This is a genomic window from Streptomyces sp. NPDC048361 (assembly GCF_040651795.1).
Classification (GTDB): domain Bacteria; phylum Actinomycetota; class Actinomycetes; order Streptomycetales; family Streptomycetaceae; genus Streptomyces.
The window spans coordinates 36896-56379 of sequence record NZ_JBEZKW010000042.1 but is presented as its reverse complement, the minus strand read 5'-3'; the positions used below and the strand labels follow the sequence as shown (position 1 = coordinate 56379).

General features: G+C 71.1%; 18 protein-coding genes. 10 read left to right on the top strand and 8 right to left on the bottom strand.

Going from position 1 to position 19484, the window contains the following annotated elements; genetic code table 11:
* Positions 1–67 precede the first annotated feature (67 nt).
* From htpX to AB0D31_RS23455, 3 genes are all read left to right on the top strand, one after another.
* Positions 68–973, top strand: a complete 906-nt coding sequence (gene htpX, locus AB0D31_RS23465; protein ID WP_362726388.1) for a zinc metalloprotease HtpX — start codon at positions 68–70, stop codon at positions 971–973.
* A gap of 54 nt (positions 974–1027) precedes the next feature.
* Complete coding sequence (locus AB0D31_RS23460) at positions 1028–1606, top strand: hypothetical protein (RefSeq protein WP_362726355.1); 579 nt, start codon at positions 1028–1030, stop codon at positions 1604–1606.
* Between the two features lie 195 nt (positions 1607–1801).
* Positions 1802–2383, top strand: coding sequence for a phospholipase domain-containing protein (locus AB0D31_RS23455; RefSeq protein ID WP_362726352.1), 582 nt, complete (start codon positions 1802–1804; stop codon positions 2381–2383).
* Between the two features lie 44 nt (positions 2384–2427).
* Here AB0D31_RS23455 and AB0D31_RS23450 read toward each other — a convergent pair whose 3' ends face one another.
* From AB0D31_RS23450 to AB0D31_RS23430, 5 genes are all read right to left on the bottom strand, one after another.
* Positions 2428–2901, bottom strand: coding sequence for a DUF3574 domain-containing protein (locus tag AB0D31_RS23450; protein ID WP_362726349.1), 474 nt, complete (start codon positions 2899–2901; stop codon positions 2428–2430).
* A gap of 55 nt (positions 2902–2956) precedes the next feature.
* The gene (locus tag AB0D31_RS23445) at positions 2957–3919 is read right to left on the bottom strand and encodes a DNA-binding protein (RefSeq protein ID WP_362726346.1); all 963 of its coding nucleotides are present in this window, start codon (positions 3917–3919) and stop codon (positions 2957–2959) included.
* A complete protein-coding gene (locus tag AB0D31_RS23440) occupies positions 3916–5130 on the bottom strand; it encodes an MAB_1171c family putative transporter (RefSeq protein WP_362726343.1) in 1215 nt (404 codons plus the stop codon). The genes AB0D31_RS23445 and AB0D31_RS23440 overlap by 4 nt, the downstream gene beginning before the upstream one ends.
* A complete protein-coding gene (locus AB0D31_RS23435) occupies positions 5127–5597 on the bottom strand; it encodes a hypothetical protein (RefSeq protein WP_362726340.1) in 471 nt (156 codons plus the stop codon). The genes AB0D31_RS23440 and AB0D31_RS23435 overlap by 4 nt, the downstream gene beginning before the upstream one ends.
* A gap of 260 nt (positions 5598–5857) precedes the next feature.
* A complete protein-coding gene (locus tag AB0D31_RS23430) occupies positions 5858–6280 on the bottom strand; it encodes a secondary thiamine-phosphate synthase enzyme YjbQ (RefSeq protein ID WP_362726337.1) in 423 nt (140 codons plus the stop codon).
* 638 nt (positions 6281–6918) lie between these two features.
* Between AB0D31_RS23430 and AB0D31_RS23425 the strand changes: the two genes are divergently transcribed.
* From AB0D31_RS23425 to AB0D31_RS23405, 5 genes are read left to right on the top strand one after another with little or no spacing between them, the layout of a single operon-like run.
* Entirely contained in the window at positions 6919–7872 is a 954-nt protein-coding gene (locus AB0D31_RS23425; RefSeq protein ID WP_362726334.1) for an ABC transporter permease, read from the top strand.
* Entirely contained in the window at positions 7845–8666 is an 822-nt protein-coding gene (locus tag AB0D31_RS23420; RefSeq protein ID WP_362726331.1) for an ABC transporter ATP-binding protein, read from the top strand. Before AB0D31_RS23425 ends, AB0D31_RS23420 begins: the two co-directional genes overlap by 28 nt.
* A 21-nt stretch (positions 8667–8687) precedes the next feature.
* Positions 8688–9719, top strand: a complete 1032-nt coding sequence (locus AB0D31_RS23415; protein ID WP_362726328.1) for an ABC transporter substrate-binding protein — start codon at positions 8688–8690, stop codon at positions 9717–9719.
* Positions 9719–10927, top strand: coding sequence for an LLM class flavin-dependent oxidoreductase (locus AB0D31_RS23410; protein WP_362726326.1), 1209 nt, complete (start codon positions 9719–9721; stop codon positions 10925–10927). The genes AB0D31_RS23415 and AB0D31_RS23410 overlap by 1 nt, the downstream gene beginning before the upstream one ends.
* Positions 10928–10986: 59 nt before the next feature.
* On the top strand, positions 10987–12069 hold the full coding sequence (locus AB0D31_RS23405) for an NAD(P)-binding domain-containing protein (RefSeq protein ID WP_362726323.1): 1083 nt from the start codon (positions 10987–10989) through the stop codon (positions 12067–12069).
* A gap of 150 nt (positions 12070–12219) precedes the next feature.
* Here the strand turns inward: AB0D31_RS23405 and mltG are convergent, their stop codons facing one another.
* Together mltG and AB0D31_RS23395 are read right to left on the bottom strand one after the other, a co-directional pair.
* Positions 12220–13050, bottom strand: a complete 831-nt coding sequence (mltG, locus tag AB0D31_RS23400; RefSeq protein ID WP_362726321.1) for an endolytic transglycosylase MltG — start codon at positions 13048–13050, stop codon at positions 12220–12222.
* A 420-nt stretch (positions 13051–13470) separates the two neighbouring features.
* Positions 13471–15282, bottom strand: a complete 1812-nt coding sequence (locus AB0D31_RS23395; RefSeq protein WP_362726319.1) for an ABC transporter ATP-binding protein — start codon at positions 15280–15282, stop codon at positions 13471–13473.
* A gap of 162 nt (positions 15283–15444) precedes the next feature.
* Here AB0D31_RS23395 and AB0D31_RS23390 point away from each other — a divergent pair, with 162 nt between their 5' ends.
* Positions 15445–15903, top strand: a complete 459-nt coding sequence (locus tag AB0D31_RS23390; RefSeq protein WP_362726317.1) for a MarR family transcriptional regulator — start codon at positions 15445–15447, stop codon at positions 15901–15903.
* Between the two features lie 340 nt (positions 15904–16243).
* Positions 16244–17641, top strand: coding sequence for a Gfo/Idh/MocA family oxidoreductase (locus tag AB0D31_RS23385; RefSeq protein ID WP_362726314.1), 1398 nt, complete (start codon positions 16244–16246; stop codon positions 17639–17641).
* A 148-nt stretch (positions 17642–17789) separates the two neighbouring features.
* Here AB0D31_RS23385 and AB0D31_RS23380 read toward each other — a convergent pair whose 3' ends face one another.
* The gene (locus AB0D31_RS23380; RefSeq protein WP_362726311.1) at positions 17790–19412 is read right to left on the bottom strand and encodes a peptide-N4-asparagine amidase; all 1623 of its coding nucleotides are present in this window, start codon (positions 19410–19412) and stop codon (positions 17790–17792) included.
* Positions 19413–19484: the final 72 nt, after the last annotated feature.

Sequence of the window (19484 nt, the reverse complement as noted above, 5' to 3'; positions counted from 1 at the left end):
GTGGCATGGTGGAGAGTGAGCATCACTTCACGCTCCGATGAGGTACGCCATGATCAAGAAGACGGCCGTGCGCAGCCGATTCGAACCCGACCGGCAGCTGACCACCCGCATGCTGGTCACGGTGTTCCTGCTCGGCCTGTTGTACGTGGGCTTCGTCGCGGCCCTCCTGGTCCTGCTGAGGTCGACGGTCGTGGTCGTCGTGGTGGCGGCCGCCGTCCTGTGGTCGCAGTACTGGTTCTCCGACCGCGTCGCCCTGTACGCGATGCACGGCCGGGTCGTGTCCCGCGAGGAGCAGCCGCAGCTGCACGGCGTCATCGACCGGCTGTGCGCCGGCGCGGACATGCCGAGACCGCAGCTCGCCGTCGCCGACACCGATCTGCCCAACGCGTTCGCGACCGGCCGTAACGCCGACCACGCGGTGCTCTGCGTCACCACCGGGCTGCTGCGCCGTCTGGAGCCCGACGAGCTGGAGGGGGTGCTCGCCCACGAGCTGTCCCATGTGGCGCACCGCGACGTCGCGGTGATCACCGTCGCCTCGTTCCTCGGCGTCGTCGCGGGCCTCGTGGTCCGCTTCGCGTTCTACTCGCAGCTGTACGGGGGCCGGGGGCGGCGCGACCAGAACACGATGGCCGTCCTCGCGGCCGTCATGGCGGTCTCGGTGCTCGTGTACTCGCTGAGCTTCCTCCTCATCCGCACCCTTTCGCGCTACCGCGAACTGGCCGCCGACCGGGCCGGCGCCCTGCTCACCGGGCACCCTTCCGCCCTCGCCTCCGCGCTGACCAAGCTCGACGGTGACATCGCCCGCATCCCCGGCAAGGACCTGCGCACCGCGAGCGCGTTCAACGCCTTCTACTTCATCCCCGCCCTCGGCGCGGACAGCCGCATCGCCCGGCTCTTCGCCACCCACCCGAGCCTGGAGGAACGGCTCGACCGGCTGGCCGGGATCTCGGCGGAGCTCGGGCGTCCGGCGTGAGCGGGGCTCGGGGTCCACGTCGTTTGACGTAGGACAGGACGAAGGGCACAGCGCATGGGTTTCCTGGACATTCTGCTCGGCCGCACCCGGCCCGCCGCACCCGACCTGGACCGGCTGTTCGCGCTGCCGTCCGCCGCGGTCACCCTGCGCGCGGCGGCCGGATTCGCACCGACCGGCCGGGGCTCGGTGTGCTTCACGAGCGTGGAGGGCCCGGCGTTCGCCGAGATCCGCGAGGACGTGACGGAGCTGCTCGGCGCGGACGGTGAACGTGCGGGGGCGCCCGTGGAGTTCAGCCGCGACGCCTACGGCTATTCGTGGCTGGTCTCGCGCCGGGGACCGGACGACCTGACCTCGCTCGTGGGCGATCTGCACGCCGTGAACAGCGCGCTCGAAGGGGCGGGCTTCGGCCCCCAACTCCTGTGCTCCCTCGTCGGGTTCGAGGACGGCGAGGGACACACGTGCGCGCTGGTGTACCTCTACAAGCGGGGTTCGTTCTACCCGTTCGCGCCGCTCACCGCGGACCGGCGGGACAACGCGCTCGAACTGCGGATCAGGGCGGTCCTCGCGGACGATCTGCGCATCGAGGAGGACCTTTCGCGCTGGTTCCCGGTGTGGGGCGCGCCGGGGCTGTGACACTGGTTCCCGGACTGGGGGGCACCGGGTCCGGTGAGACTGGTTTTCGGTCCGGGGCGCCCCGGGCCCTGTGAGGCCCGTATCCCGAGCGTCCCCAACGGGCTTGCCCTCAGGCCGTGTTGAACGTGACGCGCCCTTCGCGCGTACTGAGGCGTGTCCCCGCCGCCGCCCCTCCCTCAGCCCGAAGGGCCCCTCGTGAGGCACGTATCGCAGTACGGCACGGCCCGCCGGGCCCTCGGGCTCGCGGCCGTGAGCACCCTCCTGTGTACTGGCGCGGCGCTGCCCGCCCGGGGGCCCGCGCCCTCGGTCGCCGCGGTGGACGACTGCGCTGGCGGCGGTGTGGACGTCACCGCGGGCAACGCGGGCGACGCGCCGTTCCGTTTCCGGCTTGCGGGGGTCGCGGTCACCGTCGAGCCGGGCGGGGCGAGGACCATCACGGTGCCGGTCGGGCCGGGCCAGAGCTACCGCTTCACCGTCCTCGGCCCGGACGGCTTCCGCGAGGACGTCGCCGGTGTCCTGCGGTGCGGGGCGCCCACGCCGTCGGCCACCCCGGCCGGGGACCCGGCGGCCAATGCCGGGACGGCGGCCGCCACGGTTCCGCCGGCCGGCGCCGGGACGGCGGCCGCCACGCCCCGCGCCGTGGCCGTGGCCACCGGCGCGGGCGAGCGGCGGCAGGTGATCGCCGGGGTCACCGACCTCGACGGGCTGATCATGGGAGCGGTTCTGGTGCTGCTCGGCTCGATGGTCTTCGTCATCCGCCGGCTCACGCTCCCGTAGACCGTACGGCTACGCGGTCGCAGGCGGCGCAGGAGCCGGGCGGGTCAGAAGTCGGCCTCGGCCTTGACGTCGGCGCGGCCCACGGATTCCAGGCCGTACATCGAGCAGTACAGGTTGCGGATGTACTCGATGTCGGGGTCGTGGGTGCGGGCCTCCTGCGCGGGATAGAGCACCGTCAGCTCGTAGGAGTTCTCACGGTTGATGCTGCCCGTCTTGTCGCGCCACTGCCCGCGGCCCGCCTGTATGGTCAGCCCGGCCGGGAAGCGCGGCGTGATCACGTCGGCGACGAACTTCATGAACTCGTCGTCGGTGATGGGCGGTTGGCCGTTGTGGCGGCCCGTACCGAAGTAGAGGTGGGTCGATACGTACGGGCTGCCGTGCGTGGTGGTCTGCGCCTCGGTCGCCGACGTCATGGCGGTGCCGTAGGCGACATCGGAGACGGGGCCTCCGGTGGCGAAGAGGAGAACGACCGCCACGAAAGCGGCGGCCGCGGGCGTGGACACCCGGATGTGCAGCATGTTGTCCCTGTCTGTCGGCTTGGGTGGTGGTGGTGCTCGCGGAGCGCGGCGGGCCCTAGCGGGAAGGCTGGTCCTTGCCCTCGTGATGAGGGGGGACGGACTCCAGCAGGAAGGCCGCCGCGTCCCGCAGGTTCACGGGCGCCGCCGCGCTGTCGCGCAGATGGGCGGCGGTACGGGCGAGAGACTGGGTCGTCCGTACGGAGCCGATGCCCGGGGCGCGCGGGGCGAGGTCGGCGATGAGCCGTTCGGCATCGCTCCACGCGCCGGCCCCGGTCAGGGCGGCGAGGAGTTCCGCGGTGAAGAGGTGGCGGTAGGAGGGGCCAGGGGTGGTGGCGGCCTCGTACAGCAGGGGGATGGCGCGGTCCCAGTCGTGCAGTCTGGCCAGAACCCAGCCGTGGTGGCCGGTGAGTTCGGGTTGGTCGATCCACCAGGCCCAGGGCGGGTCGAGGTGCGAGGCGCCGTCGAGGAACCGGCTGCAGGCGCGGGACATGAGCGCGCCGGCGTCCCGGTGGCCGCCCAGGAGCGCGATCGCGTGGGCGCGTCGGATCAGGACGAGCGTGGCGACCAGGTTGGGCAGCGGCCGGGGTCCGGCCACCTTGGCCACGCTGTTCAGTGCGGCCACCGGGCGGCCCCGGTGGGTGTGGAGCATGCCGTGGTTGAGCAGGACCAGGCGGGCGATCGCGCGGTCGCCGCAGCGTTCGGCGAGGGCGAGGGCCCGCAGGTTCATACGGTGTGCCCGGTGGTCGAGGCCCGCGTCGAAAAGGATCCAGCCGATCACTTCGCACAGTTCGGCGAGCGCGGCGAGCAGGTCGCCGTCCGCGCCGCGCACCGTGGCCGGGTCGGCCGACAACTGCGGTAGGGCAGCCAGGAGTTGACGTACGACCGGGACGGCAGCGGTCGCGCCGTGTGCCGCGTCGAGTGTCACCAGCCGGCCGGCCGCCTCCAGCGCTGCGGCGGCCGAAAGACCGTGCTCCGGGTCGTCGCATACCGCGACGGGTGGGTGGGAGGTCCGGGTCATGACGCGATTCTGGCGGGGGCGCGTACGGCGCGGCCCTGGGTGAGGGCGGTGAACGAGGACGCCACCTGGGTCAACCACTCCACCTCGTCGCGGAAGTCGTCGTACGGCGGCCGGGCGGGGATGTCCGCGGCGTCGGCCTGTTCGTCCCGTTCCTCCGCCGGCCGGTTCAGGACGGCCCGCACCTGGAGCGCCTCCCCCAGCGGCGAGGTGGGGTCCTCGGGGAGTCCGAGCGAGCGGGCCACCCGCGAGAAGTCGGCGAGCGAGAGCGAGGTGCGCAGCATCAGCTGTCCGTCGCGTATCTCGATGACCCGCCGGTAGAGGCTGTAGTGCGGGTCTCGCGGCGGGACCAGGTCGCGCGCCCAGGAGCGGGGCGGGTCGAGCGCGATGTCCGGGGACGCCTGGTAGAGCGCCCACCACAGGGGCCGCAGCCGGAGGTAGGAGCGGTAGCTGCCCAGCCAGCCGGCGGCGCGGGTGAGATGGATGCCCCACGACGGGATGGTCCAGCCGGTGATCTGGAGCAGCGCGCCGATGGTGCCGCACGACCACTGGATGGGGTCGAGGGCGGAGGCGTCGTAGTGCAGCCGGGTGCCGGCGATCTGGATGCTGCGGGTGACGCAGTACACCAGGATCAGGCTCGCGCCGACGGTGACCGTGCGCATGCCGACCTTGAGCCACTGCCGGTTGGCCATCTTGGTGAAGCGCAGCGAGAGCCGGACCGTCTCGAACTGCCCGATCCCGCAGATGACCAGGTAGAACGACATGTACAGCGCGTACCGGCCGTCCTGGATGCTGAGCAGGATGGTGGAGGTGGCCGTCTTGGCGCTGGCGACGGGGCTGACCGCGAGGGAGGCCGCCACCAGGACGCACAGCGCGGCGCCGAAGAACAGCACCCGTCGCTTCGCCCGGCCGCGGGCCTCTTCGGGCGGCGACGACCAGTACACGAGGACGACCTGCTGGGCGGCGGTGAGGACGACGACGGCGACCTGGACGATGAGCGACGTGATGTTGGGCAGCCCGAACAGGGCGGAGATGTGCACCCGCAGCGCGTCGAGATCGACCAGGAAGCTGACGCCCGAGCAGAGGAAGTAGACGCAGAGCGCCCACAGGGCGACATCGTGCTTTCTGCGCAGCAGATCCGGCAGCCGGTAGCCGAAGGCGGCGATGCCGCCGAGCGCGCAGACCCAGGTGAGGACCGTGTTGACGGCGTTCATGACGCGTCCGGGTGGCCGACGCCGTTCTCGATGCGGGCGACGATCTCCGCGGCCTCGTCGGGAACGCCCCAGGCGGGTTCGAGCCAGCGCTTGGTGGCACGGGCCAGGATCAGTGAGGCCATCGTCTCGGCCTCCTGCTCCTCGTCGTCGCTGTAGCGGGACCGCATCAACATGCTCTGCACCACCGCCGGTTCGACGTCCGTGAACAGGCGGCTGGTATCGCTGTGGTCGAATTCCACGGAACCGCGGTGGGCGAAGGCGATATGGGACAACTCATGGGCGATGATGTGTTCTTTGTGTGACGGGGAGGCGGCCTTCTCGTAAGCGATGATGTCGAAGTCATCGAGTTTCAGCCAGAGGCCGAAGAGATGACGTTCCGGGAAGGGCATCGGAATCAGATGGATCGGCCGCCGGTTCTGCGTGCTGAGATAGCGGTGCAGTTCATCAATGCCGCACCCGTGCTCCATGCCCCACTCCGCGAGCCGCGCCTCACAGTTTTGACGAACCTTTTTGAGACGGCGCCTGAGCCGACGGTCCTCCGGCGACGGTAACGCAGAGCCAGACACCTTCATCCTTAGCCTTCCACGCCTTCCACGCTGGAGAAGCAGGCCGTTGCAATGCCGATTTCAGCGGCTCGGGGGATTCAGGCCGCGCACCCCCGGGCGCACAACGCGGCCATGATGCCACACCCTCAACTCACCGGCTGTTGAAGCTGCATTCGCCCGGCTCAGCCGAGAAAACTGAGCCGTACCTGGCGGTTGGGATTGTCCTTGTTCGTGTCCACGAGGCACACGGACTGCCAGGTGCCGAGGGCGAGCCGGCCGTCGACGACGGGCAGCGTGGCGTGCGGGGCGACGAGCGCGGGCAGGACGTGGTCGCGGCCGTGGCCCGGGCTGCCGTGCCGGTGCTGCCAGCGGTCGTCGGCAGGGAGGAGGGTGTGCAGCGCGGCGAGTAGATCGTCGTCGCTGCCCGCACCGGTCTCCATGATGGCGATGCCGGCGGTGGCGTGCGGCACGAAGAGGTTCAACAGGCCGTCGCGGCCGGCCGCGTGCCGGCGCAGGAACTCCTCGCAGTCCCCGGTCAGATCGGTGACCTTCTCCCGTGAGCCGGTCGTGATGTTCAGGACATGGGTGGTGAAAGCGTCGGACATGGATCCCATCTTCCCGGCCGCGTGCGCGGTACGCGCTCTGCCGCACCGAAGCCTTCGCCCGATGGGCAAGATGAGGCGTCCGAGGGGCGAGACATCGTTGACCTCGCACGGAACGGGTCGCTACGTTCACGCCATGTCACGTTCAGCTCTGCTCACCACGCGCGGTCACATCGACCTGCTGCGGGTGGCGTCCGCCGCCTGTTGTCGCGGCTGCTGACAGTCCGGTTGTCGGGGCTGTCGACGGTCCGGTTGTCGCGGCTGCTGACGGTCCGGCGCGTCCCGTCCGGCTGTTGAGGTCTTCCCCCTCCTCGGCCCTTCGCGACCGCTGACCTTTCCTACAGCGCCCTTCACGGCCGGCCGGACCCCTCTCCCGGCGCCTTTACGCGGATCCCTTCGCTGAGCTTTCCCGGCCTGCTCGACCTGCCCCTGCCCGGGCTCTTCCCGTGCCTGCCCCTCGCCCACCGGCGTCCGTCGGTGTGGGGTGGCGGGGCGTGAGGTCGTGCTCCGCGCCAGTTCCTCGCTCCCCCCGCCCCGTGAGGGCGTGCCTTCGCGACCGTCCACGTCGGTGCGCGCCGACCTGGCCTGCCCGGGGCCGCCCTCCCCACTCTCCTTCCACCCCTTGGACCCACGGAGTCCCCATGACCGTCGACCATGCCCCGCCGGACGCAGCCGCCCCACCCGAACGGGCCACCCCGCCCCAACGGGCCACCCCGGCCGAAGGGGCCTCCCCGCCCGAAAGGGCCATCCCGCACGATGGGGTCGCGACTCGGTCCCCCGGCCCCGTTCTCGAACCCGTCGTTCCCGTAACCACTCGTCGTGGCGGGCTGCGCTCCGTGCCGCGCTGGGTGCGCCGCACCGTGGGACCGCTCACCTTGCTCGTCCTGTGGCAAGTCCTCAGCGCCACCGGGGTGTTGAGCCCCGACACCCTCGCCTCGCCCGGCACGGTGGCCCGCGCCGGAGCCGGTCTGATCGGCGACGGCACACTGCCGTCGGCGATGAGCATCTCACTCCAGCGCGTGGCATTGGGGCTGCTCATCGGCGGCGCCGCCGGCATCGCCCTGGCCCTGCTCTCCGGGCTCTCACGGCTCGGCGAGGACCTGATCGATGCCACCGTACAGATGCTGCGCACCGTGCCCTGGGTGGGTCTGATCCCGCTATTCATCATCTGGCTCGGCATCGGCGAAGCCCCCAAGGTCGCCCTCATCGCGCTCGGTGTGGCCTTCCATCTCTATCTGAACGTGTACGCCGGCATTCGGGGCGTGGACGCCCAACTCGTCGAGGCGGGACAGGCGTTGGGACTCGGCCGCTGGGGTCTGGTGCGCCATGTGGTGCTGCCTGGCGCCCTGCCCGGCGCGATGACCGGGCTGCGGTACTCCCTCGCCACGGCCTGGCTCGCCCTGGTCTTCGGCGAGTCGGTCAACGCGGACGACGGCATCGGCTTCCTGATGAACCAGGCCCGCGAGTTCTTCCGCACGGACGTGATCGTCGTGTGCCTGGTCGTGTACGCCTTCCTCGGCCTGCTCGCCGACGTGGCCGTCCGCACTCTCGAAAGGCTGCTCCTGCAATGGCGACCGACCTTCACGGGCCAGTGACCATGACCCCGGCCACCGCCGACACCGCACCGGACGCGGTACGCGGCGCCGCACCGGACGCCGTACGGGTCGAGAAACTCACCCGCGCGTTCGGCGGGCGCCCCGTCATCGACGGGCTCGATCTCACCCTGCGAGCCGGTGAGTTCACCGCACTGCTCGGGCGCAGCGGCTGCGGCAAGTCGACGCTGCTGCGTGTGCTCGCCGGGCTCGACCGGGAGATCGAGGGCACGGTGCTGGTCCCCCGGCGGCGGGCCGTGGCCTTCCAGGCGCCGCGTCTCATGCCGTGGAAGCGGGTGTGGCGCAACGTCCTGCTCGGACTGCCCGGCAAGCCCCAACGGGCGCTCGCAGAGGCAGCGTTGGAGGAAGTGGGTCTCGCTCACCGGTCCGACGCCTGGCCCAAGACGCTCTCCGGTGGGGAAGCCCAGCGCGCCTCGCTCGCCCGGGCGCTGGTGCGCGAGCCCGACCTGCTGCTGCTCGACGAACCGTTCGGCGCGCTGGACGCGCTGACGCGCATCAAGGCACAGCAGCTGGTGGCCGAGTTGTGGCAGCGGCGCGGCTGCGCGGTCCTCCTGGTGACACACGACGTGGACGAGGCCCTGTTGCTCGCCGACCGGGTCCTGGTCATGCGGGACGGAGCCATCGCCCACGACACAGCGGTCGGTCTCGACCGGCCCCGCTCAGTCGGCTCCCCCGGATTCGCCGCACTGCGCTCCCGCCTCCTCGGCGAACTGGGTGTGCGACAGCCCGCCTTCACCGCCGGCTCCCCCGACCGGCCTTCAGACCCTCCCCAGTGATCCAGAAAGAAGCACGTACTGATGCGACGCCACGCCCTGCCCGTTCTTTTGCTGCCGCTCGCCCTTCTCATCGCGGCCTGCGGCGGGAATCCCGCGGCCGACTCCAAGACCGGGCCCGGCTCTGGGGCCGGCTCCCTCACGCTCAACGTCGGTGACCAGAAAGGCGGTTCGCAGTCCCTCCTGAAGGCGGCCGGCGAACTCGACCACCTCGACTACAAAATCAAGTGGTCCACGTTCACCTCGGGGCCGCCGCTGCTCGAAGCGGTGAACGCCAAAGCCGTCGACATCGGCGCAGTCGGCAACACGCCCCCCGTCTTCGCCGCCGGAGCCAACTCCAAGATCAAGGTCGTGGCGGCGAGCCACGGCTCCTCCGCGGGCGAGACCATCCTCGTCCCCCAGGACTCCCCGCTGAAGGCGCCCTCGGACCTCAAGGGCAAGTCGATCGCGGTGGCCCAGGGCAGCTCCGCGCACTACCAGTTGCTGGCCACCCTGAAGAAGGCCGGACTCGGCATCGGCGACGTCACGCTCAACTATCTCCAGCCGGCCGACGCGCTGGCCGCCTTCAACCGGGGCAAGGTCGACGCCTGGGCCGTGTGGGACCCGTACACCTCGCAGGTACTCGGCGCCAAGAAGGGTCGGGTCCTGGCGACGGGGACGGGCCTGACCAACGGCCTCGGGTTCCAGGTCGCCTCGCCCGCCTCGCTCGGCGACCCGGCGAAGGCGAAGGCCATCGGCGACTACCTCACCCGGCTGAACCGCGCCCAGGACTGGGTCTTCAAGCACCCCGAGGAATGGGCCAAGGTCTGGTCGAAGGAGACCGGGCTCCCCTACTCCGTGGCGCTCGACTCGGTGCGGCGCAGCAACGGGACCCGGGTCGCGGTGGCCTTGGACGACGCCGCGGTCTCCTCCGAACAGCAGATCGCCGACACCTTCGCCGATCTGAAGCTGATCCCGCGCCGCTTCGCCTTCAAGGACTACGTCGACACCCGCTTCAACGGCACGCTCCCGCCGTCCACCACCGCGCCCCGCTCGTACGGAAAGGCCTCCTCCTGATGACCGTTCACCTGCACTGGTTCCTGCCGACCGGCGGTGACGGCCGCACCCTGGTCGACCGACACGCCTACACCGACGGCGGCCTCAAGCGCTCGCGGCTCTCCCCGGTGACCGGGGTGCGCGCGCCCGACATCGAGTATCTGGCCCAAATCGCCAAGGCCGCCGAGCAGTTGGGCTTCGAGGCCGTGCTGACCCCCACGGGCACGTGGTGTGAGGACGCGTGGCTGACGACGGCCGCGCTCGCCCAGCACACCGAGCGGCTGAAGTTCCTCGTCGCCTTCCGGCCCGGCGTGATCTCCCCCGTGCTCGCCGCGCAGATGGCCGCCACCTATCAGCGGATCACACGCGGGCGGCTGCTGCTCAACGTGGTGACGGGAGGCGACTCCACCGAGCAGCGCCGCTTCGGCGACCACCTCGACCACGACCGGCGCTATGCGCGGACCTCGGAGTTCCTCTCGGTCGTCCGCGGTGTGTGGCGCGGGCAGCCGTACGACTTCGACGGCGAGCACTACCAGGTGGAGGGCGGTCTGACCGCGCTGCCGCCGGACCCGCTGCCGGAGATCTTCTTCGGCGGGTCCTCGCCGGCGGCCGGCCCGGTGGCCGCCGACCACGCGGATGTCTATCTGACCTGGGGCGAGCCGCCCGCGCAGGTGAAGCAGAAGATCGACTGGATCCGGGGGCTCGCCGAGGAGCGCGGCCGCACGGTGCGGTTCGGCATCCGGCTGCACACCATTTCGCGGGACTCCTCGCGCGAGGCGTGGGCGACGGCCGACCGGCTGCTCGGCGATCTCGACGCCGAGACGATCGCCGCGGCCCAGCAGGCGCTCGGCGCGAGCGAGTCGGTGGGCCAGCAGCGGATGCTCGCCCTGCACGGCGGCTCGCGGGACTCGCTCGAAATCTCGCCGAACCTGTGGGCGGGCGTGGGTCTGGTGCGCGGCGGGGCCGGTACGGCCCTTGTCGGCAGCCATGGCGAGGTGGCCGACCGGATCGAGGAGTACCACGAGCTCGGCATCGAGCACTTCGTGCTCTCGGGATACCCGCACCTGGAGGAGGCGTACTGGTTCGGCGAGGGCGTGACGCCGCTCCTCGCAGGGCGCGGGCTCCTGTCGACGATCCCCGCCTCGCCGCTGCTCGGCGTGCCCGCGGCCAACGGGCGCCCGGCCTCCGCGCCGGGCGGAGCCCCGCTCCTTGTGGGCGGCGGTCGCTGAGGGGGGTGGTCGGGGGCCGCCCCGGGAAGATCTCCGCACCCCGCACGGTTGGTAGAACCGTGAACGATATCGGGGTGCGCGAGGTGGACGTGGTGGTCATAGGCGCCGGCCAGGCGGGCCTGTCCGGCGCCTACCACCTGCGGCGGGCCGGCCTGGAGCCCGATCGCGATTTTGCGGTCCTCGATCACGCGCCGCGACCGGGCGGGGCGTGGCAGTTCCGCTGGCCGTCCCTCACCTACGGCAAGGTGCACGGCATGCACGCCCTGCCCGGCAGGGAGCTGACCGGCGCGGCCGCGGACCGCCCGTCGTCCGAGGTGATCGGGGCGTATTTCGCGGCGTACGAGGATGCCTTCGACCTGCGGGTTCACCGGCCCGTGGACGTGCACGCCGTGCGGGAGGGCGACGGCGGCCGACTGATCGTCGAGACCTCGCGGGGCCGCTACGCGAAGCGTGCGCTGATCAACGCGACCGGGACCTGGGACCGGCCTTTCTGGCCGCGCTATCCGGGTCAAAGCACGTTCCGGGGACGGCAGTTGCATACCGCGACCTATCCGGGACCCGAGGTCTTCGCCGGACAGCGGGTGATCGTGGTGGGCGGCGGAGCCTCGGGCACCCAGCACCTGATGGAGATCGCCGAGGTCGCGGCGGAGACGACCTGGGTGACGCGCCGGCCGCCGGTCTTCCGCGAGGGCCCCTTCGACGAGGAGGCCGGGCGGGAGGCCGTGGCGAGGGTGGCGGAGCGGGTACGGCTCGGGCTGCCCCCGCGGAGCGTGGTGTCGGTGACCGGGCTGCCGTTGAACGACGCCGTGCGTGCGGCGCGGGCCAACGGCGTCCTCGACCGGTTGCCGATGTTCGACCGGCTCACCGAGCACGGGGCCGCCTGGGACGACGGACGCGACGTCGAGGCCGATGTCATTCTGTGGGCCACCGGTTTCCGTCCGGTCATCGGCCATCTCGCTCCACTGCGGCTGCGCGAGCCGGGCGGTGGCATCCGCCTGGAAGGAACGCGGGCGGTCAGGGACGAGCGGGTCCATCTGATCGGTTACGGTCCCTCGGCGTCGACGATCGGCGCCAACCGGGCCGGCCGGGCGGCGGTACGGGAGATCGCGCGACTCCTGAAGCGCGTGCCGGCCGGGGTGTGACCGGTCGGGGTGCGATCGGTCGCGGCGCGATCGGCCGGCGCGTGCTCGACCGGGGTGTGATCAACCGGCGCGCGGTGGAGCTGCTCGTGGTCGACCGGCGCGCGATCGTTTGCGGTGCGATCGGTCGGTGCGCGATCGGCCGGGGTGTGATCAACCGGCGCTGCCCCGCTTCTTCTGGTTCTCGTTGAACTCCCTTACGTTGAGCAGCTGTTGGGCATAGCTGTCGGTGAAGCGGGTGTCGCCGGGGGCCACCGTCACGAAGTACAGCCAGTTGCCGGGGGTGGGGCGGATCGCGGCGTCCACGGCCTGTTGCCCGGGGTTGCCGATGGGGGTGGGTGGCAGCCCCTTGTGTACATAGGTGTTGTACGGGCTCTCCATCGTGGTATCGCCCATGGTGGTGGCCAGGGTCGAGCGGTTGAGCGCGTAGTTGAGCGTCGAGTCCATCTGGAGCGGCATACCCCGCTCCAGGCGGTTGCGGATGACGCGGGCGACCTTGCCCATGTCGGCCGCCGAGTCGGCCTCGGCCTGCACGATCCCTGCGACGGTCACCACTTGATACACCGTCAGGCCACTGCCTCTGGCGCCTTCCGCGATCCGGTCCTGCCCGAAGCGCCGGTTGGCGGTGTCGACCATGTAGCCGAGCAGGCCACCCGGGGTCGTGTCGTCCGTGACCGGATAGGTCGCCGGGAACAAATACCCCTCGGGGTTGCCCTTCGCCTCGGCCGGCAGTTTGAGCTGCGCCGAGGCCGCGGCCTTCTTGGCGGTGCCGGGTGGCAGATCGAGGCGCTTGTCGACGGCCGCGTACACCTGGCTCGCCCGCCACCCCTCCGGGACGACGAGGCTCCTGGCTGGAGCGCCCGGCTTCCGCAGCACCAGAACGAGCACCACGGTGACCACCACGACCAGCAGGGCGATCAGGAGCAGGAGCAGGCGGCCGCGACGGGTCAGCCGGGGAGGTCGGCCGTACGGGGTGTCACTCATGACGGCACGCTACCCCCGAACTTCTGACATATCAGACATTCGGGGGGCGCCGCCACGCGCCGCGGTCGGCACGTGGGAACACGCGAACAGGGGATCGGGTGTTCGCTGGTACGCGTGATCGTCACGCCATTCGTTGCTCAACTCCCGTGTGGCGACGGATGCTTGAGGGGCGCAAGCGGCGGGCTGCAGACCGGGTTTGCGCAGTCCCATGACGGCATCGCCCCGATGCCTCCGTACCAGCAGAAAGCACGATCATGAACCTCATCACCGACCTGCTCGCCGGCGTCTTCCACTTCCTCGGCTGGCTCGTCTGACGGTCGTCACGCCCGGCGCCGCCGTTCCCCGTCCCACGGGAGCGGCGGCGTCGCCGTGTCCGTGACCACCGCGCGCAGCGTCGCCGCGTCCGGGATCCGTTCGGGCTCAGCTACGGACGGGGGCGGGTTCGGCGTCTCTGCGCACCAGTGCCGCGTACCTGCCGTCACGCTCGACGAGTTGCTCATGGGTGCCGCGCTCGGCGATGACACCCGCATCGAGGACGACGATCTGGTCCGCATCGCGCACGGTGGAGAGGCGGTGGGCGATGGTGATGGTGGTGCGACCTTCGGAGAGCGCGTCGATGGCCTGTTGCACCGCGTGTTCGGTCCGGGTGTCGAGCGCGCTGGTCGCCTCGTCGAGGATGAGGACGGGCGGGTCGCGCAGGATCGTCCGGGCGATGGCGAGGCGCTGCTTCTCCCCTCCGGAGAACCGGTAGCCGCGCTCGCCGACGAGGGTGTCGTAGCCGTCGGGCAGCGACACGATGTGATCGTGGATCTGCGCCGCGCGGGCCGCGGCCTCCAGTTCGTCGTCGGTGGCGTCGGGCTTGGCGAAGCGGAGGTTCTCCGCGACCGAGGCGTGGAAGAGGTACGTCTCCTGGGAGACCACGCCGACCGCTCGGGCCAGGCTGTCGAAGTCCAGGTCACGCACGTCGACGCCGTCCAGGGTGACGCGGCCGCCAGTGACGTCGTACAGGCGCGGCACGAGGTAGCTGAGCGTGGACTTGCCGGAGCCGGTGGGGCCGACCACGGCGAGGCTGCCACCGGCGGGCACGGTCAGGTCGATGCCCGAGAGCGTGGGGCGTTCCTGCTTCTCGTCGTAGCGGAAGTCGACACCCTCGAAGCGGACCGTGCCGCGCGCGGTGGCCAGGCGGACCGGCTCGTCGGGTTCGGTGATGTCCACGGGCAGGTCGAGGTATTCGAAGATGCGCTGGAAGAGGGCGAGCGAGGTCTGTATCTGCACGCCGGTGGCGAGCAGGCTCACGGCGGGCCGGAACAGGCCCTGCTGAAGCGAGACGAAGGCGACGAGGGTGCCGATGGAGATCGAGGGACCGCCGCTCTGGAGGGCGAGGCCGGCCGCCCAGTAGATGACGGCGGGCATGGCGGCCATGACGATGCCGATGGTGGACATGCGCCAGCGCCCGGCCATGTTGGAACGCACTTCGAGGTCGACAAGGCGCTCGGATTCGGCGGCGAAGTTCTTGGTCAGCGAGTCGGCGCGGCCCATGGTGCGGCCGAGCAGGATGCCACTGACCGAGAGCGATTCGGTGACTTCGGCGGCCATCGCGGCCATCTGTTTCTGGCGCTGGGTGGTGATCTTCTTGCGCTCGCGGCCGACCCTGCGGCTGATCCACACGAAGACCGGGAGCAGCAGGAGCGAGACGCAGGTCAGCCGCCAGTCGAGGGCGAGCATGGCGACGACGGAGGCGATGACGGCCGTCAGGTTGGAGACCAGGGAGGTGGCGGTGGAGGTCACCGTCGCCTGCATGCCGCCGATGTCGTTGGCGATACGGGACTGCACCTCGCCGGTGCGGGTCCTGGTGAAGAAGGCGAGCGGCATCCGCTGGAGCTGGGCGTAGACCGCGGTGCGCAGGTCGTGCATGACGCGCTGGCCGACGGTGGTGCTGATCAGTGTCTGGAGCACACCGAAGACGCTGGTGAGGACCGCGGTGCCGATCATGCCGAGGGCGAGCAGGCTCAGCAGGCCGGTGCGGTTGTGCGGGATCGCCACGTCGAGGATCTCGCGCAGCAGGAACGGCGAGGCGACCGAGACGAGCGAGGACGCGGCGACGAGCAGTCCGACGACGGCGAGTCTGCCGCGGTAGGGGCGGAAGAGGGCGAGGATGCGGCGGATCTGGGCCGGCTCCTGGGGCTCGGTGCCGCGGGGCGGGGGTGTCCAGGTGGATTGTTCGGGGCGCATGGGCTCCTTCGACAGGGGTGAGACGACAGCAGGGGCGATAGAACAGGGGTGGGGCGACGGAGGGGAGGCCGTCCGACCGGCAGGCGGAACGGTGACGATTTCGAGAGCCTAGCTCATTGTTACCTATACTCACAATGAACCAGGTCCTGTTATTGTTCCCGTATGCAGCCACACATTTCCCGGGCCCCCGACGCCGACGGTCTGCTGGCCGAGCAGTTGCTGCGGCTCACCCGCCGACTGCACCGGATTCAGAAGCACCACCTGGAGCCGGTCGGCATCACGCCCGCCCAGTCCCGGCTGCTGCGCACGGTGGCGCACTGGACCGAGCCGCCCCGCATGGCCGATCTCGCGGCCCGTCTCGAAGTGGTGCCCCGCGCCGTGACCACCCTGGTCGACGCGCTGGAGGAGAGCGGCGATGTGCGCCGGGTGCCGGATCCGAGCAACCGCCGCGTGATCCGCATCGAGCTCACGGACGCGGGCCGCGCCACGCTGCGCGCGTTGCGCGGCGCGCGCAGGGGCGCAGCCGAGGAGATCCTCGCCCCCTTGACCGCCGACCAGCGCGAGGTGCTCGGCGGGCTGCTGACGACTCTGGTGGACGGATCCCCGGAGCGCGGCTGCTGAGCGACCCGAAGGGGCCCTGGTCATGCCGCTCCCGGTGCCCGCTCCGCGAGCCCTGCGCCGGGGAGGGCGGCGGGCCCCGTCCCCGCGAACGGGTGACGCGTCCCGGCGTTGAGTCTCCGCGCCGCAGCTGAGCGCCTCGGCCGGCCCGCGCGATGCACGGGTGGCCGACACGCCCCGCCCGCCGTCGCGGGGAAGCCCCGCCGGAGGTCCACGGACCGGTATCAAGAGTCCAGCCGACGCCCCAGCGCACGACCTGCCCCGGCCTCCGAGGCCGGTGAGGGCTGCGCGGGCGCCGGCCCATGGACAGCCGGGGACATCCGGTCGATCACCAGGAGGCTCGATGAACGACGTAGCACGGGAGCACCACGACGTCCGCCGCCGCTCCGTCCTGTGGTCCGCGGGGGCCGCGGGCGCCGCCGTCGGGCTCGGGGCGTCGGTCGGTCCGGCCGCGGCGGCGGAACGGTCACCTGCGCGGGAACGCCCACGTCAGGGCGCCACCATGATCGGCGTGCCCTTCCAGCGGCGTTCGACCGTACGGGTCGCGATGGTGGGCCTCGGCAACCGTGGTGCCGCGATGCTCGACCTGTATCTGGCCGTGCCGGGCGTCGCCGTGGTGGCGCTGTGCGACCCGGTGAAGGCGAAGGCCGAGCGGGCCGCCGCCAAGGTGGCCGCGGCCGGGCAGCCCGCGCCCGCCGTGTATGTGCACGGCGACCACGACTACGAGCAGCTCCTCAAGCGTGGCGACATCGACTTCGCGCATGTGGCGACCCCGTGGGACTCCCACTTCGAGATCGCCAGGTCGGCGCTCCTGAACGGGGTCCACGTCGGGGTGGAGTGCCCGGTGGCGCTCCAACTGGACCAGCTGTGGGACCTGGTGGACCTCTCCGAGCGGACCCGCAGGCACTGCATGCAGCTGGAGAACTGCTGTTACGGGCGCAACGAGATGCGGGTCCTGCGCATGGCGCACGCCGGGAAGTTCGGCGACCTGCTGCACGGGGCGGGTGCGTACAACCACGATCTGCGCGCGATGATGTTCGACCCCGGCTACTACGAAGGTCCCTGGCGCCGGCTGTGGCACACCCGGCTCCGCGGCGACCTCTACCCCAACCACGGCTTCGGTCCCGTCGCCAACTACATGGACCTCAACCGTGGCGACCGGGCGGTGAGCATCGTCAGCGTCGGCTCGCCCTCGCTGGGCCTCAAGCAGTACCGGGCCGCCAACGTGCCTGCCGGTGACGCGAGTTGGAAGGAGACCTACATCGGGAGCGACCGCACGATCAGCCTCGTTCAGACCGCGAAGGGCCGGGTGATCCGCCTGGAACACGATGTGTCGACACCCCACCCCTACAGCCGGATCAACAGCCTCGCCGGCACCAAGGGGCTCTTCGAGGACTACCCCGAGCGGATCTACATCGAGCCGGACCACCGGAATGACGCGTGGGGCGACTTCTCGCGGTATGCCGAGTGGGACCACTGGTTGTGGAAGGAGCACGCCAACCCGCCGGGCACACATGGCGGGATGGACTACATGCTGGTGTACCGCCTGATGCAGTGCATGCGCCTGGGACTCGTCCCGGACTTCGACGTGTACGACGCGGCGACGTGGACATCGCCGGTCCCTCTGAGCCATCTGTCGATCAAGCAGCGGGGCATGCCCCAGGAAATCCCCGACTTCACCCGCGGCGAGTGGGACAGGGCCCGCCCCGGTATGGACTCCGAGAAGCCGACGGAGACGTGAGCGCCCGACACGCGGGGCGCGTTCAGGTCACAGACCCCGCCGCGTGAGTCCCACCCGCACAGAAGCCATACGGCGAGCGTAGGCGGCGGGACGGAGGCCGGGCACCTGATATGTCTCCAAGTGCCCGGCCGGGACCAGTAGTTGGGGATCAGCAGTGTCGGACGTCCTCGGTCAGGGTGCCCTGGGCCGTCTTGAGGCTGCGGTCGTAGCAGCCGTCCGAGCCGTACAGACGGTAGCGCTCGGCGGAGGTGCCGGTCGCGTGGCGTTGTTCTCGCGGGACGTTCATCGTCCAGGAGGCGTCACCCCGGTAGGTGTCGTCGAGGTGCGAGAAGGCGGTCGGGCGTGTGCCGCGCAGGGTGAGGGCGTCCGCGCGGTCGCCGAGGGTGATGGCGGTGCGCAGCCGGCCGTCCGCGGCGATGGTCGTCGTGCCGTCCATCGTGTACGTACGGTCGTTCCGTGCGGTCACGGCCGGGCCGCGGCCCCGGGTCGTCACGCTTTCGTCGTCGTGCCAATTCCCCTTCAGCGCATCGGTGTTCTCGTCCCCGGTCCACCGGTGCACCGAGTCGCTCGACACCGAGCGGGTCACGGTGGTGGTGACGCGGCCGTGCGAGGTGTCGAGGTATCCGGCCGTGGTGAGACGGTGGCTGCCGGCGGCGTCGAGGCGCAGTTCGGGTGAACCGGGCTTGTACGTCGTGGAGTTGACCGGCGCGGTCTCGTCGTGGCGGGTCAGGGCTCCGGTGACGGCGTTACGCCCGTGGTCCTGCCAGATGAGCAGGTTGGCCGGCGTCGACCAGCCGCCCTGTCCGGCGGGCACGCCGGCTACGGACACCTCCACCCGGTGCGGGCGGCCGTCGTTGAGCAGGGCCGCGTACGGCGTCAGGTCGTAGGTGACCGGTTGCACGTCGAAGGCGCGGGGCGCGGGCACGACGTACCAGAGGAAGGGGTTGGACCAGCCTCCCGTCCATACCGTGGGGAACGGGGCTGCTATGCCCGCGAGTTGGCCGTCCACCGTGATCTGCACCTCGCGGTTGGGTCCGGCCGGTGCCTTGCAGGAGTAGGTCGCGGGGTCGGGGACCGCGAGGTACCAGAACTCCTCGCAGCCGCCGCCCGAGCCGGTGGCGTACACCTCGGCGAGGACGCGTTCGGAGGTGCGCCCCGTGGTGACCTGCGGGGTGTTCAGCGGGAGCACCCGGTCGGGTGCCGCGGCGGGCGCGTTCCTGGCGTCGGCGGCGTAGAACGTGAGGGTCACCTTGACGTCGATGACGCCGGTGTAGGTGTCGTCGACGGTGTTGCCGATGAGCATCTCGACGGGCTGCGCGGAGCGGAGGGTGGCGCTGTAACGCGTGACGTCCTTCTCGACGTTCCAGGCGATGCCGTCCAGCGACGGCTCGGGGGTGGAGGTGCGCAACACCTCCACACCGCCCACGTGGAGATAGCCGAGACGGTCGTACTGACGCCCTTTGACCTTGCCGTCGAGGCGCAGCACCACCTTGCTCCACCGGTCGCCGCAGCCCTTCGGCGGGACGTAACTCCCCTGGTAGGGCGTGTAGTCGCGGAACTGGGTCGCGGCAAGGGTGACCTGGCACGACTTGGTGTGGGGCCTCGCCACCGGTGGCGCCGCCGTCAGCGGGTCGTGCCAGTCGGTGCCGAACTCGGTCGGCGGGGTGGCGGCGGGCGGGGTGGCGGCGATCGCCGCCGGCCCCGTGCCGAGCATCGCGGCGGCGGCCAGGGTGAGGCCGCCGAGCATGGACATGATCCTTCGTCGTCTCATGGACGAGGAGTGAAGCGCGAGCACGCCCGTGACGCCAGACCCGGCGGGTGGAACGTGGCGCGTTCTGAGCTC

What these genes read in the sequence shown, in the direction of transcription:
- AB0D31_RS23445 (WP_362726346.1), bottom strand. Translation starts at nt 3,919, where the DNA reads ATGACCCGGACCTCCCACCCACCCGTCGCGGTATGCGACGACCCGGAG.
- AB0D31_RS23450 (WP_362726349.1), bottom strand. Translation starts at nt 2,901, where the DNA reads ATGCTGCACATCCGGGTGTCCACGCCCGCGGCCGCCGCTTTCGTGGCG.
- AB0D31_RS23410 (WP_362726326.1), top strand. Translation starts at nt 9,719, where the DNA reads ATGACCGTTCACCTGCACTGGTTCCTGCCGACCGGCGGTGACGGCCGC.
- AB0D31_RS23415 (WP_362726328.1), top strand. Translation starts at nt 8,688, where the DNA reads ATGCGACGCCACGCCCTGCCCGTTCTTTTGCTGCCGCTCGCCCTTCTC.
- AB0D31_RS23460 (WP_362726355.1), top strand. Translation starts at nt 1,028, where the DNA reads ATGGGTTTCCTGGACATTCTGCTCGGCCGCACCCGGCCCGCCGCACCC.
- AB0D31_RS23440 (WP_362726343.1), bottom strand. Translation starts at nt 5,130, where the DNA reads ATGAACGCCGTCAACACGGTCCTCACCTGGGTCTGCGCGCTCGGCGGC.
- AB0D31_RS23425 (WP_362726334.1), top strand. Translation starts at nt 6,919, where the DNA reads ATGACCGTCGACCATGCCCCGCCGGACGCAGCCGCCCCACCCGAACGG.
- AB0D31_RS23390 (WP_362726317.1), top strand. Translation starts at nt 15,445, where the DNA reads ATGCAGCCACACATTTCCCGGGCCCCCGACGCCGACGGTCTGCTGGCC.
- AB0D31_RS23395 (WP_362726319.1), bottom strand. Translation starts at nt 15,282, where the DNA reads ATGCGCCCCGAACAATCCACCTGGACACCCCCGCCCCGCGGCACCGAG.
- mltG (WP_362726321.1), bottom strand. Translation starts at nt 13,050, where the DNA reads ATGAGTGACACCCCGTACGGCCGACCTCCCCGGCTGACCCGTCGCGGC.
- AB0D31_RS23435 (WP_362726340.1), bottom strand. Translation starts at nt 5,597, where the DNA reads ATGGAGCACGGGTGCGGCATTGATGAACTGCACCGCTATCTCAGCACG.
- AB0D31_RS23380 (WP_362726311.1), bottom strand. Translation starts at nt 19,412, where the DNA reads ATGAGACGACGAAGGATCATGTCCATGCTCGGCGGCCTCACCCTGGCC.
- AB0D31_RS23430 (WP_362726337.1), bottom strand. Translation starts at nt 6,280, where the DNA reads ATGTCCGACGCTTTCACCACCCATGTCCTGAACATCACGACCGGCTCA.
- AB0D31_RS23420 (WP_362726331.1), top strand. Translation starts at nt 7,845, where the DNA reads ATGGCGACCGACCTTCACGGGCCAGTGACCATGACCCCGGCCACCGCC.
- AB0D31_RS23385 (WP_362726314.1), top strand. Translation starts at nt 16,244, where the DNA reads ATGAACGACGTAGCACGGGAGCACCACGACGTCCGCCGCCGCTCCGTC.